This is a genomic window from Actinacidiphila oryziradicis, assembly GCF_005047355.1.
GTDB lineage: Bacteria > Actinomycetota > Actinomycetes > Streptomycetales > Streptomycetaceae > Actinacidiphila > Actinacidiphila oryziradicis.
This window is the reverse complement of record NZ_SUMC01000042.1, coordinates 56,389-70,502: the sequence shown is the minus strand read 5'-3', so window position 1 is coordinate 70,502 and position 14,114 is coordinate 56,389. Positions and strand designations below refer to the sequence as shown.

Sequence of the window (14,114 nt, the reverse complement as noted above, 5' to 3'; positions counted from 1 at the left end):
TCCTTCACAGGAAAGCGGAATCGGACAAAGCCGACGCTATGACCACGTGTCACCCGCCGCCCCTCGGCACGGACCACACGAGTGACAGGCCCCGGCCGCCCGCACCGGCGCACGCGTCGCGCAGGGGGTGTCAGTGCTGGTTCAGGGGCAGGGCGAAGTCGGTGACCTGAGGTTCTTGGGGAAGGCGCCCAGGTCGTGGGCGGGGCCCGGTGAGGACGTTGATCTCGTAGTGGCAGGAGCTGTCGGCCAGAGGCAGGAGCTGTCGGCGGTTTTGAGGGCGGCGAAGCCCTGGTTGGTGCCGTGCTTGGGTGAGAACTACATGTTCGAATCCGACGTCCGGGCCGGCGTTCACACTGAGGTTTCCAGCCGGGGCGAGGGTGCCGGCGTTGGCGGGTGGCTGGAGGGAGACGCGGTCGGCCATGGTGTCGATGTCAACAGGGTGGTTGCGTCGCGGCGTTCAGGTCGCTGTTCGTGTACGCGGCGCCCGTGACGCCCATGGCCGTGGACGGCGGCATGGTCGGGTTGGTCAGCATGCCGTCGACCGAGGTGCCGAGCGGGGCGGCCTTGTCGTCGATGGTGTGACGCAACTTCTGGCCGGTGTCGCTGACCACCCGCAGCCGGTTGGCCACCGCGTTGAAGTCGACGCCGAACCGGCTGCCGGACAGGGCCACCGTCAGCTGGGAGACCTTCATCCTTAAGGTGTCAGGTCCCGCCCCACCCAGGCTCGCGCACGCCGCCTGAGCAACACGAACATGCTGGTCACAGGGCCAATTCACTCGTCTGGCTCCGGGATGCGATCACTCTGATGACGTGCCGCCCGACCCAGTAACCCCGTCCTCACCAGCACGGATGGGCTCCATCCCCAAGATCATGGCCCCCTGCGAGCGGATGGAAGCGATCGCCTCAGCAAGCTGCCCGCACAGCGACCGGCCAACACCGCCAGACCCGGCCGCCACCGCGGCCGGGTCCTGGAGATCCTGCTTCTGACCATTCCCGCGCACACCAAACCGTGGCCGAGTGGCCGCCGGTGCCGACGCCGGCGACCAGGACGTCGATGCGGCCGAGCCGGGCGACCAGTCCGTGGGCGAGCGGGGCGTAGGCGGCGACGTTGTCGGGGTTGTGGTCCTGATCGGGGCACCAGGCGCCGAGGTGGGCGGCCAGCGGTTCGCGCACCCGGTCCGGGCGGGCCTGTTGCCAGCCGCCGGCCGGGTGCGACTCGGTCACCACGTCGATGGTGGCCCCGTGCGCGGTGAGCAGGCCGGTCATCAGCGGCTCCATGCCGGGGTCGGTGACGACGGTGACCGGGTGGCCGTGGACGGTGCCGGCCAGGGCCAGGCCCAGGATGCCGCTGGTGGATTCCACGATCCGCGCCCCGGGGCGAGAGCACCGCGGGCGCGGGCGGCCTGGACCATGTAGAGGGCGGAGCCCGCGGTCGTCGGGAACGAACGGGGACCCCATGCCCTGGCGGCTGTGGCGGTGGCGCTGCTGCTGCACGGCGCCGACCGCCGGCTGTCCGCGCTGCCGTCGGTTCTCGTCCGTCTCGTACGCTCCCTCGCTGCCGTCCTGGCCCGGCTGCTGACCTGGTGTCTGTTCCGTCCGGCTCACGGCGCCGGACCCTATGGCCCACGAGCTCCGCAGACCGCACCTGTGCCGGCCTCGGCACGGCACTGCTTGCCCATTCTTTCGTTCGCAGGGGACCTCCCGTTTGGCAGGGACCGACCCGACTCTGCCGATCTTCACGGCCCGAACCTACCCGCGCGGACCGCCCGAACGAGGAGAGAATCCTTCGTGCGTACCGCACACCCGTCCACCCGCCTGCGACGCCTCGGCGTGATCGCACCCGCGGGCCTGGCCGCAGTCGTCACCCCTTTGGGCCAGAGCGGCGGGAAACCGGAGGCTGCTGGCGCAGTGGTCCGCGTCCGGGAGCGCCACATGGGAGGCCCCCGGGGAGAAGGTCGCGTGCAGCAGGGTCAGCAACGCGATCAGTACGGTCGCGCACAGCACACCGCGCCCGGAGGACGGCGGCGCGCATTCCACGACATCGCCCGTGCGCCCGGCCTATCCAGGACAGCGCGAACCGGCCCGGCCCATGAGCAGGAGCCAGCGATGCGAGCAGTACTACCGTCGCCTCGGCTTGAGACCGTCTGCGATTTTCGGGTGGGCCCCTGGGACCTGACCGCTGCGCTGAACGCTGGACGCGTCCGATCGGGCTGCCGAATCTCGCCGCGCGTGCGAGATTCGGAGACGCTCCCCAACCCTGAGTAGTCTCTCTACCTACTGGGTCTGCAACATACCGTCGGCGGTCCGTTCCCGTATCCCCGAGAACCCGGCACCACGGCACATTTCCGAGACGTCTGCCAACCTAATTAGAGCACCCTTGCGAACGGAGACCCGACTCCATGCGACAGCGCTCGATACGGCGGCTCGATTACAGGACCGCCGCGCTGGCTGCGGCCGCTGGCGTGGTCCTGGCCGGATGCAGCAGCCCCTCGAAGACGCCCGGAGGCGGCGCACAGGCGACCGGTGGGGGCAGCGCCAGCAGCGCTGCGCCCGCGATATCGATCGAGCCCGCCACCGACAGCAGCAAGGTCTCCATACAGAAGAAGGTCACCGTGCGAGCCGCCGGTGGGACATTGTCCTCGGTGACGGTGAGCTCCCCCGGACCGGGCAAGGTCGGCGGCTCCTGGTCGAAGGACAAGGCCACCTGGACCTCCACCACCGCTCTGGCCCCCGGCGCGACGTACACCGTGACCGCGCGCGGCACGGCGTCCGGCGGCAAAGCGTTGGCCAACACCAGCACCTTCACCACCGAGGCGGCGCAGAACTCCTTCGCCGGCACCTACGCCCCCGACAAGGGCACCACGGTCGGTGTCGGCATGCCGGTCTCCATCACCTTCAACAAGCCCATCACCGACAAAGCGGCGGTCGAGCGGAAGCTGTCGGTCACCGCCTCCCCCACGGTCGAGGGCGCGTGGAGCTGGATGAAGGACCGTGACGGCAAGGACCGCATCGACTACCGGCCCAAGATGTACTGGAAGCCGGGCACAGCAGTGACCCTCCGCGTGAATCTGGCCGGCGTGGACGCGGGCGGCGGGGTGTACGGAACTCAGGATCGGATCGTCGGCTTCACCATCGGCAAGTCGGTCGTCACCACCATCGACGTGGTGAGGAAGCAGCTGACCCTCGCCGAGAGCGGCAAGGTGGTGGAGACCCTGCCGGTCTCCACCGGCAAAGCGGGCTTCGAAACCTGGAACGGCACCATGGTCGTGCTGAGCAAGGTCCCGAGCATCACCATGGACTCCAAGACCGTGAAGATCTTCGGCACTGAGGCGTACAACCTCAAGGACGTCAAGTGGGACGTCCAGCTCACCCCGTCCGGCACCTACACGCACGCCGCCCCCTGGAACGAGGGCAAGTTCGGCAAGATCAACGGCAGCCATGGCTGCATCGGCATGAGCACCACGGACGCCAAGCGGTTCTACGAGCGCGTCCAACCCGGCGACCCTGTCACCGTCGTCAAATCCAAGGACACCGTGCCCACCAACAACGGCTACGGCGACTGGAACGTCGACTGGGCCACCTGGAAAGCCGGCAGCGCCCTGGTATAGGTCCGGCCTTTTTCGCCGACCGAAGAAAGACGTGACGGATGCGCAGCGGAGGCCACAACGCGACCGGCCGCGCACCCGAACCGGGATTGGGTGACCTGGCAAGTGCGGCACCTACCGTGGGCGGCATAGTGCCAGTTTGGCCAGGGGTCCGTGGGATTCCGTGGTCGTGACGCATCCTTTCCATCCCTTGGTCGGTCAGCGGCTTGGGGTGTTGCTGACTCAGCGGACGCGGCGCGGACGGACGATTACCTGTGAGGGTGGGCCGACCGGGAGGATCACTGTGCCCGAGGGATGGACGGATCAAGGACCCGAGGCGGGGTGTTTCCGGTTGGCGCCGGAGGCTCTGGTCGCACTTCAGCCGCTGGTCAATGCTCTTTTGCGCCCTGTCGCGGGCAAAGAAGGCGTAGGCATCCTGGACGTGGAGGCTGCGGGCGGGGTGCAGGGCGGAACGGCGGGGCCCGATGCGGTGGGAGTCCGAACGCGCCGAGATGGTCATGGTCTTGGCGAACATGGTGGTGTCGGCGCCAGATACTTCGGCGAGCGTCATTTCAGCGTCAAGATATCGCCCGTAACGCACACAATGCACATACCGCACATCACCCAAACCCGCAGGCCAGACCTGCTTTCCCACAGGCTCAAGGATCGCGACGCATTCACATGGTGGGTAAACGAAAACAGGGTCGAGGATGCGCGCGGCCGGACGCCTCACCCTCGGCCGTCCAGCCCACCAGATGCACGCGGCCAACCGGGCGCCCTGTTCGAGCGGGCCACTGGCGTCCGGTTAGGGCGGCGAGTTGCCCAAGACGCAGGCCGATGCGGTAGGGCGCCGGTCCCGGCGCCCGCGAGCCCTTGGTTTGTACGCGCCCAGAAGCCCACGCCTCTCTCCATTCCTCAGCACGGAAATCGTTCGCCGAACAGGGCGGCGCTCTGCTTGGCTCACCCGATGAGTGATCTCCACATCCGTTGCGCCGACCTCACAGATATCGAAGCCGTGCTGCAGTTCTGGCGTGAAGCCGCAGAAGGAACGAGCATCAGCGACGACTACGACGGGGTAGCCCGACTCATCTCAAGAGACCCCGAAGCCCTGCTCCTCGCAGAGGGTGACGGTTCACTGGCGGGGACCGTCATAGCCGGTTTCGATGGTTGGCGATGCTCCGCCTACCGGCTGGCTGTACACCCGAGCTGCCGCCGGCAGGGCATCGCCACCGCCTTGATGGAAGCAGCGGAACAGCGATTCATCGCCCTGGGCGGGCGACGGGTTGACGCCATGGTCCTGGAAGCCAACGAGCCGGCGCACCACACGTGGGCTGCGGCTGATTACCATCGTGAGGACCACTGGCGGCGCTGGGTGAAGCCGCTATAGGCACGGCGAGGTGTTTGTGAGGAGGCAAAATCCGACGGCTGGCCGTGCCATCTGTACCGGCTGGCGGTGCATCCGGGGCACCGGCGACAGGGAATAGCGACCGCACTGCTGGAGGCGGCCGAGCGGCGCTTGACCGAGCTGGGCGGGCGGCGCGGCGACGCGATGGTGCTGGAGCGCAACGAACCGGCGCAGCACGCGTGGAGCGCGGCCGGCTACGCGCGTGAGCCGCAGTGGCGGCGCTGGACCAAGCCTCTTTTGAGGCCGCGTGAACAGGTGGGCCGGAGGAACGCCGCCCCACCTGTTCACGCGGCCTATAAGTCCCGTCCGGCACCCTCGGCTCCCCTTCCGAGCTGACTGCTTTGTCTATCCTTTACTCTTGGGGAGAGGTCTCCGCCTCAGGAGAGGTGAAAGCGTCCGCCCCATGAGTGATCATGGGACGGAGGTGTCCCCATGACCGAAGTGCTCCTTCTCGCCGCGGCGCTGCTGCTCACCCTCGTCTGCGCTGTCTTCGTGGCGGCCGAGTACTCACTGACCACTGTCGAGCGCGTCGACCTCGAACGGGCTGCGCAGGCCGGTGAGCGCGGCGCGTCCGCCGCGCTGAAGGCCGTACGGACCCTGACCCTGCAACTGTCCGGCGCGCAGCTCGGCATCACTGTCACCGGACTGGTGATCGGCATGCTGGCCGAAGGGTCGGTCGGCAAGCTGCTGACCGGCCCGCTGCGGGCCGTCGGGCTGTCCGGAACCACGGCCTCGTCGGCCGCGCTGGTGCTCGGTACAGCCGTCTCCACCGTCGTACTCATGGTCTTCGGGGAGCTGGTCCCCAAGAACTGGGCGATCTCCAGCCCGCTGACGGTCGCCAAGGCCGTGGCGGCGCCGCAGCGTGCCTTCACCTCGGCATTCGGCCCGCTGATCCGGCATCTGAACAACACCGCCAACCGGGCGGTCCGGCGCTTCGGGCTGGAACCGGCCCAGGAACTGGCCTCCGTCCGCGGCCCCGGCGAGCTGGTGGCGCTCGCCCGCCACTCCGCCCGGGCCGGCGCGCTCGAGGCCGACACCGCCGAGCTGTTCGTCCGTACCCTCAACCTCGCGGACCTCACCGCCGAGAATGTGATGACCCCCCGGGTGCAGGTCACCGCGCTGGAGGCCAGCGCCACCGCCGAGGACGTCGCGAACGCGACCCGGGCCACGGGGCTCTCCCGCTTTCCCGTCTACCGCGGCAGCCTGGACAACGTCATCGGTGTCGTGCACATCAAGGACGTCCTCACCATCCCCGCCGACGAGCGCCCCCGGCGCCCGGTCACCTCGCTGATGCACGAGCCGCTGCTGGTCCCCGAGTCGCTGACCGTGGACCGGCTGCTCGACCGGCTCTCCGGCGAGGAGTCCATGGCCGTGGTGATCGACGAGTACGGCGGCACGGCGGGCGTGGTCACGCTGGAGGACATCGTCGAGGAGGTGGTCGGCGAGGTTCGCGACGAGCACGACCCGTTCGAGGTGCCCGACCTGGCCTTCGTCGAGGAGGACGACGAGGAGCGGCGGACGTACGACGCCGACGGCGCGACCCGTATCGACCAGCTGGAGGAGATCGGCCTGCACCCCCCCGAGGGCCCCTACGAGACCCTGGCCGGTTTCGTCGCCCACCGGCTCGGCCGGATCCCGGTAGTGGGCGACACCGTCGAGGTCGACGGCTGGCTGCTCGAAGTCACCGAGGACACCGGCCGGCGCGCGGCGCGCTTGAGGCTCACCGCGCCCGCGCCGCAGGACGGCGCGGGCGCGGGCGAGGGCGGGGCGAGCGCCCAATGACCGCCCTGCAACTCCTGGCCGGGGCAGTGACCGTCGTTCTCAACGCCTTCTTCGTCGGCGCCGAGTTCGCGATGATCTCCGTACGGCGCAGCCAGGTCGAGCCGCAGGCCGAGGCGGGCGAGCGGCGCGCCCGCAGTGTGCTGTGGGGGCTGCAGCACCTCTCGCCGCTGCTGGCAGCCGCGCAGTTCGGCATCACTCTCTGCACTCTGGTGCTGGGCATCGTCGCCGAACCGGCCATGGCCCATCTCGTGGAACCTCTCTTTCACGCGCTGTCCGTCCCGGAGGGGTTCATCCACCCGGTCGCGTTCGTGATCGCGCTGACGGTGGCGACCTATCTGCACATGCTCTTTGGCGAGATGGTCCCCAAGAACATCGCGCTGGCCGCCCCGGTGCGCACCGCGCTGCTGCTCGGCCCGCCGCTGGTTGCCCTCGCCCGCGCGTTGCGGCCGGTCATCCTCGCGGTCAACGCCATGGCCAACGCCCTGCTGAGGCTGCTGCGTGTGGAGCCGAAGAACGAGGTGGTCGCCGTCTTCTCCGACTACGAGCTGTCCCGGATGGTGACGGACGCCGGACAAGCCGGGCTGCTGGACAAGCGGGCCGCAGAACGCCTCCAGGACGCGTTGGAGCTGGGCCGCCGCCCGGTCGGCGAGGTCCTGCTGCCGTCGGAGCACGTGGTGCGCGCGCCGCTGGGGATCACCCCGGAGGGGCTGGAGCGGCTCGCCGCCGAGTCCGGGTTCTCCCGCTTCCCGGTCGTCGACGGGGACGGGCGGGTGCTCGGCTATCTGCACGTCAAGGACGCGCTCGACGCCACCCCGAGGGACCAGCCGTTCCCGCGCAGCGCGCTGCGCCCGGTCATCAGGGTCAAGACCACCACTCCGCTCGACGACGTCCTCACCATGATGCGGGCGAGCGGTACCCACCTCGCGGCGGTGGTCGACGATGCCGGGCGCGGGATCGGGCTGGTCACGATGGAGGACGTGCTCAAGGAACTCGTCGGCCCCGCGAAGGCTGTCTCACAGCCGTGGCGCAGTGACAGGTAGGATCGCCCGCGCCATGCATATCAATGTCACGTACAACAGCTTTGTCGCGCTTGGGGACTCCTTCACCGAGGGCATGTCCGACGGCCTCCCGGACGGTTCCTACCGGGGCTGGGCCGACCTCCTCGCCGCCCGGCTCGCCGCCCGTACGGAGGGCTTCCGCTACGCCAACCTCGCGGTGCGCGGCAAGCTCATCCGCCAGATCGCGGACGAACAAGTTGACACCGCCGCCTCCATGGACGCCGACCTGGTCGCGCTGGTCGGCGGCCTCAACGACACCCTGCGGCCCAAGTGCGACGTGGACGAGGTCTGCGCGCTGCTGGAGCAGTCCGTGCAACGGCTCGCGCCGAGTTGCAGGCAGCTGGTCCTCATGCGCAGCCCCATCCGGCGGGGCCCGGTCGCCACCCGGTTCCTACCGAGGATGGAGCAGCTCTTCCGATCCGTCGACGAGCTGGCCGCGCGCCACGGCGCGGTTGTCGTCGACCTGTACGGGGCCGGAGTGCTCGGCGATCCGCGGATGTGGGCGGACGACCGGCTGCATCTGAACGCGGAGGGCCACCGCCGGGTCGCCGAAGCCGTGTGGCAGGCGCTTGGCCACCTGCCCGGACACGACTGGACCGAGCCGCTTCCCGCCGCCCTGCCCCTGGGCTGGGCCACCCGGCGCGGCGCGGATCTGCGGTTCACCCGCGAGCATCTGGTGCCCTGGATCGGCAGGCGGCTGACCGGCCGTTCGTCGGGCGACGGACTGCCGCCCAAGCGCGCCGAGCTGCTGCCGTACGAGCTGTGAGCTGCCAGTAGACTCTTGCCACGTGACTGCTAAGCCGCGCATCCCCAACGTCCTGGCCGGCCGCTACGCCTCCGCGGAGCTCGCCAGCCTCTGGTCCCCCGAGCAGAAGGTGGTGCTGGAGCGCCGTCTGTGGCTCGCTGTACTGCGGGCGCAGAAGGATCTCGGTATCGAGGTGCCGGACCAGGCACTGGCGGACTACGAGCGGGTCCTGGAGCAGGTCGACCTCGCCTCGATCGCCGAGCGCGAGAAGGTCACCCGGCACGACGTCAAGGCCCGGATCGAGGAGTTCAACGCGCTCGCCGGGCATGAGCACATCCACAAGGGTATGACGTCCCGCGATCTGACCGAGAATGTCGAGCAGCTGCAGATCAGGCTCTCCCTGGAGCATGTCCGCGACCGTACGGTGGCGGTGCTCGCCCGGCTCGGGAAGCTCGCCGCCGAGTACGCCGAGCTGGTGATGGCCGGCCGGTCGCACAATGTCGCTGCCCAGACCACCACCCTCGGCAAGCGCTTCGCGACCACCGCCGACGAGCTGCTGGTCGCCTTCGAGCGGGTGGAGGACCTGCTCGGCCGCTATCCGCTGCGCGGCATCAAGGGCCCGGTCGGCACTGCCCAGGACATGCTGGACCTGCTCGGCGGAGGAGCTGGCGGGACCGCCAAGCTCGCCGAGCTGGAGCAGCGGATCGCCGGGCACCTGGGTTTCTCGCGGGCCTTCACCTCCGTCGGCCAGGTCTACCCGCGCTCGCTGGACTACGACGCCGTCACCGCGCTGGTCCAGCTGGCGGCGGCACCGTCGTCGCTGGCGAAGACGATCCGGCTGATGGCCGGCCACGAACTGGTCACCGAGGGCTTCAAGCCGGGCCAGGTCGGCTCGTCCGCGATGCCGCACAAGATGAACACCCGCTCCTGCGAGCGCGTGAACGGCCTCGCGGTGGTCCTGCGCGGCTACGCCTCGATGGTCGGCGAGCTGGCCGGCGACCAGTGGAACGAGGGCGATGTCTCCTGCTCGGTGGTGCGCCGGGTCGCCCTTCCGGACGCGTTCTTCGCCATCGACGGCCTGCTGGAGACCTTCCTGACCGTGCTCGACGAGTTCGGTGTCTTCCCGGCTGTCATCGCCCGCGAACTGGACCGCTACCTGCCGTTCCTCGCCACCACCAAGGTCCTGATGGCCGCCATCCGCGCCGGCGTCGGCCGGGAGATCGCCCACGAGGTCATCAAGGAGCACGCCGTGGCCTCCGCCCTCGCCATGCGTGAGAAGGGCGCCGAGCGCAACGAACTGCTCGACCGGCTCGCCGAGGACGAGCGAATGCCGCTGGACCGCGCGCAGCTGGACGCCCTGATGGCCGACCGGCTCTCCTTCACCGGCGACGCGTCCGGCCAGGTGGCGGAAGTCGTCCGGCGGATCGGCGAGGTCGCCGAGCGGTACCCGCAGGCCGCCGCTTACACGCCCGGGGCGATTCTCTGACGCCACTTCGCCCGCCCGGGGAACCTCCCAAGACTCCGTCTGGGAGGTGCCCCCATGGCCGGTGCTGCACATCTCCGGCTTCACACCACGGCAGCTCAGGCCGTCCGAGCAGCACGAACTGCTCTCGTACGGCCTGGGCATCACCAATGTCGCGGCACGGGCCACCGCGCGCGCCGACGAGCTCTCCCAGGAGGAACTGCGCGAGGGCGGCGCGATCCTGGTGGAGACGGTGCGGCAGTACGAGCCGCGCTGGCTCGCGGTGGTCGGCGTCACCGCGTACAGGGTGGCCTTCGCCGACCGGCAGGCGCGGATCGGCCCGCAGGAGCGCATGATCGGGCCGACCCGGATTTGGGCGCTGCCCAACCCGAGCGGGCTCAACGCCCACTGGACGGCCGCCACCATGGCCGAGGAGTACGGACGCTCGCTGTGTTGTCGAGTCGCCCGAGTAGCCCGGCTACGAAAGACGACGCCGATCCTCCGCCTCGCGATCGCACGCACCAGCCCCCACGGGGCCCGCCCTCCGGGCGGCCGGCGCCTATTTGTCAGACAGGGCCTAGCGGGGATCACCGTCCGATACCGCGGCGACCAGCTGGAACGGCAGCTCCTCGCCCCCCTGTCCGACGCCTATCGCTGTCCAGCGGCCGTCCGGCCGCCAGAGGTACAGCTCGGGGACGTAACCGCACAGCGCATTGAGCGGCGGCGCGACACGCTCGCCCGCCACGAGCTGCTCCAGGTGGCCGCCCAGGTCGAGCACCTCCGGCTCGCCCCAGCGCTCGGTGAGCAGATCGACGAGGGCCTGGCAGCCGGCCCCGAAGTCGTCCCGCGCCCGGGGCCGGCGGCTGTCGTCGTCCTCCCAGAAATCCTCACTGATCTGGAGGTCGGTGATGTGGCAGCCGGGACGGGCGCGCAGCAGGTCGATGGCGCTGAGGTGGGCGGCGAGGTCCATGCGTCCAGTAGACCGCGCTGGTACGACACTTGAGCCCCCGTTAAACCCCCCTTAGGTCCCCGTTAAATCCCCTTCGGCTAGGGTCCCAGCTGTGGCGGGCAGCCGGTGTTCGCCCGTACGACACCGACAGGTACAATCCGCCCACACACACGCACAATGCTGGGAGGACTCACATTGGGGCGGTTCACCGGGGGGGACCCGTCCCTGCTCAGGCGGATCAATTCCGCGGTGGTGCTGCATGCCCTGCGCGACGCGGAGACCCCCAGCCTGACCGAGCTGATGAGGGTCACCGGGCTGTCTCGGCCGACGGTCGAGGGTGTCATCGAGGGCCTGGCGGAGTCGGGCCTGGTGGTGGAGGTGCCGCCGGACCCCGCTGACGCGCGGAAACAGGGCCGGCCGGCTCGCAGATTCCGGTTCCATGCGGAGGCGGGGCATCTGCTGGGGATCGAGGTGGGGGCGCACCAGGTGCGGGCGGTGCTGTCCGACCTGAGCGGAACGCCCCTGGGCTCGCACCGGCATGACGTGGATGAGTCGGCCTCGGCGGAGGAGCGGCTGGAGCGGGTCCGGGGCACTGTCGCGGAGCTGCTTCGCAGGTCCTCGGTGGCGCGCGGCACGCTGTGGGCGGTCGGCGTCGGCACCCCCGGCATTGTGGAGGCGGACGGCGTGGTGCGGCTGTGCACGGCGCTGCCGGGCTGGACCGGGCTGCCGCTCGGGGAACGTCTGCAGCGTTCGTTCCGATGTCCGGTGCTGGTGGAGAACGACGCGAACGTGGCGGTCGTGGCGGAGCACTGGCAGGGTGCGGCGGTGGGGACCGATGACGCCGTCTTCGTACTGGCTGGGCTGAGCCCCGGCGCGGGTTCGCTGATCGGCGGCCGGCTGCACCGCGGCTTCGGCGGGGCGGCGGGCGAGATCGGGGCCCTGCATCTGCTGGGCCGGGAGGTGACTCCGGAGCATCTGCTGTCGACCACCGGCACCCCCCTCCATCCGCTGGACGAAGGAGCGGTGGCGCGGGTGTTCGCGCTCGCCAAGGAGGGCGATCCGCAGGCCCTGGAGGCCGTGAACCGCTTTCTGCGGCGGCTGGTGCACGATGTCGCGGCGCTGGTGCTGGCCATCGACCCGGAGTTGGTGGTGGTAGGCGGGTGGGCGGCGGGACTGGACGGCGTACTGGAGCCGCTGCGCGAACAGCTGGCGCTCTACTGCTTGCGGCCGCCGGAGGTGGCGCTGTCCGCGCTGGGCGAGGGGGTGATCGCGACGGGCGCGCTGCGGCTGGCGCTGGACCATGTGGAGGAGCAGCTGTTCGCGGTGGAGCAGGCCCCGTTGGCGCGCCGCTGAACCCCTGCCCATTCGGGCGAATTACCGGCCGCTGACCGGCACGCCTGTTTTGGCTGCTTGTCCGACCAGCCGACGATTCCTCTCGACGTAGACCGTGCCCGACCGCCCCGCCTCCGGGGCGGCGGCCGAGGAGAGGACGATCCGCGTGCGGCGAGCAGTGATTCCGATCGTGTCGCTGGCGCTGGCGGCGGGAGCACCGGCCACACCGGCTACCGCCCGTGCCGCGGACCAGGCACCGGCCGGTGCCGTGCTGGCGGCCGGACGGGCGCGGACCGCGGGGATCCGCTTCGGCGCGTGTCCCGCGGACAGCGGCCTGAAGGCTCCGGTCCAGTGCGGCCGGGTGACGGTGCCGGTGGACTACGAGCTGCCCGACGGGCCCACGATCAAGCTGTTGGTGAGCCGGCTCCGGGCGGCCGGGCGGCCGGGCCGGCGGCAGGGCGCGCTCGTGTTCAACCCGGGTGGTCCTGGTGGGTCCGGCCTGTGGTTTCCGCTGGTCGGCGTCCCCGGGGCGCCCCAGCCCACCCGTAGGATCTGGGCCGCGGCGGCCGACGCGTACGATCTGGTGGGATTCGACCCGCGTGGCGTCGGTTACTCCGCACCGCTCTCCTGTGAGAAGCCGGCCGACCACCAGCGCGCACCGACCGCCGATCCGCGCCGTCCCACGGCCGCGGTGCTGCAGATGAGGCAGCTGGCGGCGCAGAGCATGGCGGAGGGGTGCGCGCGGCGCGCGGGCGAGCTGCTGGCGCACATGACGACGGCGGACATGGCGCGCGACCTCGATGTGATCCGGGCCGCATTGCACGAAAAGCGGCTCAATTACTTCGGCGTGTCGTACGGCACCTATCTGGGGGCGGTTTACGCCACTCTCTTCCCCTCCCATGTGCGGCGCATGGTCACGGACAGTGTGGTGAACCCGGATCCGCGCGGCATCTGGTACGGCGCCAACCTTGTGCAGGACGTGGCGTTCGAAAGCCGCTGGGCGGACTGGAAGGCATGGGCGGCCCGGTACGACCGGGTGTACCGGCTCGGCTCGACGCCTGAGCGGGTGCAGGCGTCGTTCGACCGGGCGGCCCGGCAACTCGGCAAGCACCCGGCGGGAAGCAGAGCCGGGGCCGGTCAACTGCACAGCGCGGCGGTGCAGGCCGCGTACTACGACCAGGAGTGGGTGCCGTTCGCCCATCTGCTGGCCAGCTATCTTGACGGGAACGCGAAGGCGCTGATCGCGACCACCACGTCCACTTCCAAGGCGGCCAAGTCGGCGGAGAACGGTGACGCGGCGTACCTGGCCGTGGAGTGCGGCGACTCGGACTGGCCGCGTGACTGGCGGGTGTGGCATCGCGACAACTCGCGGGTCGCCAAGCGGTATCCGTTCGAGACCTGGGCCAACGCCTGGCTGAACCTGCCCTGCGCCTACTGGCCGGTCCCGGCGGGGCACCCGGTGGATGTCGGGGTGCCGGAGGGTTCGGATCTGCCGCCGGTACTGATCCTCCAGTCGGATCGCGACGCCGCGACCCCGTACGAGGGTGCGCTGGAGCTGCACAGCAGGCTGCCCGGGTCGCGGCTGATCACCGAGACCGGCGCGGGTTCGCACGGGTTGGTCAGCATCTGGAACCCGTGCGTCAGCGCATCGGTCGACCGCTACCTCGTCAAAGGAACAGTGGACGACGCGGATGTGCGGTGCGAAGGGCACCCCGCCCCCGTGCCGACCGGCCGGGCGGGGGCATCGGACGCGAACACAGGGCACTTGTACTGACGGCAGCCGACGGGATCGCCGCC

At 70.2% G+C, this 14,114-nt stretch carries 10 protein-coding genes and 4 pseudogenes; 11 read left to right on the top strand and 3 right to left on the bottom strand.

What is annotated here, in order from left to right:
* Positions 1 to 130: 130 nt before the first annotated feature.
* The 3 genes and pseudogenes from FCI23_RS62525 to FCI23_RS33150 form a co-directional block, all read right to left on the bottom strand.
* Complete coding sequence (locus FCI23_RS62525) at positions 131 to 421, bottom strand: hypothetical protein (protein WP_265737784.1); 291 nt, start codon at positions 419 to 421, stop codon at positions 131 to 133.
* Positions 422 to 431: 10 nt separating this feature from the next.
* Positions 432 to 692 carry a DUF4394 domain-containing protein gene (locus FCI23_RS62520; RefSeq protein WP_265737783.1) on the bottom strand — a complete coding sequence of 87 codons (261 nt, stop codon included), beginning with the start codon at positions 690 to 692 and terminating at the stop codon, positions 432 to 434.
* Between the two features lie 313 nt (positions 693 to 1,005).
* Positions 1,006 to 1,424: pseudogene (locus tag FCI23_RS33150) on the bottom strand (pyridoxal-phosphate dependent enzyme); the annotation flags it as partial.
* A 975-nt stretch (positions 1,425 to 2,399) separates the two neighbouring features.
* On the opposite strand from FCI23_RS33150, the gene FCI23_RS33145 reads away from it, so the two are divergent.
* The 11 genes and pseudogenes from FCI23_RS33145 to FCI23_RS33095 all read left to right on the top strand — a co-directional run bounded on the left by FCI23_RS33145 (position 2,400) and on the right by FCI23_RS33095 (position 14,091).
* On the top strand, positions 2,400 to 3,608 hold the full coding sequence (locus FCI23_RS33145) for a L,D-transpeptidase (protein WP_136727720.1): 1,209 nt from the start codon (positions 2,400 to 2,402) through the stop codon (positions 3,606 to 3,608).
* 160 nt (positions 3,609 to 3,768) lie between these two features.
* Positions 3,769 to 3,912 (top strand): annotated as a pseudogene (locus tag FCI23_RS64020) (DUF5372 family protein); the annotation flags it as partial.
* A 639-nt stretch (positions 3,913 to 4,551) separates the two neighbouring features.
* Positions 4,552 to 4,971: a GNAT family N-acetyltransferase gene (locus FCI23_RS60420; protein WP_136727719.1), complete on the top strand. Its 420-nt coding sequence runs from the start codon at positions 4,552 to 4,554 to the stop codon at positions 4,969 to 4,971.
* Between the two features lie 48 nt (positions 4,972 to 5,019).
* Positions 5,020 to 5,325: pseudogene (locus tag FCI23_RS33135) on the top strand (GNAT family N-acetyltransferase); the annotation flags it as partial.
* Between the two features lie 96 nt (positions 5,326 to 5,421).
* Positions 5,422 to 6,771, top strand: coding sequence for a hemolysin family protein (locus tag FCI23_RS33130; protein WP_136727718.1), 1,350 nt, complete (start codon positions 5,422 to 5,424; stop codon positions 6,769 to 6,771).
* Positions 6,768 to 7,811 carry a hemolysin family protein gene (locus tag FCI23_RS33125; protein WP_136727717.1) on the top strand — a complete coding sequence of 348 codons (1,044 nt, stop codon included), beginning with the start codon at positions 6,768 to 6,770 and terminating at the stop codon, positions 7,809 to 7,811. Before FCI23_RS33130 ends, FCI23_RS33125 begins: the two co-directional genes overlap by 4 nt.
* 13 nt (positions 7,812 to 7,824) lie before the next feature.
* Positions 7,825 to 8,595, top strand: a complete 771-nt coding sequence (locus tag FCI23_RS33120) for an SGNH/GDSL hydrolase family protein (protein ID WP_136727716.1) — start codon at positions 7,825 to 7,827, stop codon at positions 8,593 to 8,595.
* A 22-nt stretch (positions 8,596 to 8,617) separates the two neighbouring features.
* Entirely contained in the window at positions 8,618 to 10,060 is a 1,443-nt protein-coding gene (gene purB / locus FCI23_RS33115) for an adenylosuccinate lyase (RefSeq protein WP_136727715.1), read from the top strand.
* A 55-nt stretch (positions 10,061 to 10,115) separates the two neighbouring features.
* Positions 10,116 to 10,481 (top strand): annotated as a pseudogene (locus FCI23_RS33110) (mismatch-specific DNA-glycosylase); the annotation flags it as partial.
* A gap of 699 nt (positions 10,482 to 11,180) precedes the next feature.
* A complete protein-coding gene (locus FCI23_RS33100) occupies positions 11,181 to 12,338 on the top strand; it encodes an ROK family transcriptional regulator (protein ID WP_169317044.1) in 1,158 nt (385 codons plus the stop codon).
* A gap of 145 nt (positions 12,339 to 12,483) precedes the next feature.
* Positions 12,484 to 14,091, top strand: a complete 1,608-nt coding sequence (locus tag FCI23_RS33095; RefSeq protein ID WP_246144283.1) for an alpha/beta hydrolase — start codon at positions 12,484 to 12,486, stop codon at positions 14,089 to 14,091.
* The last annotated feature ends 23 nt before the right edge of the window (positions 14,092 to 14,114 follow it).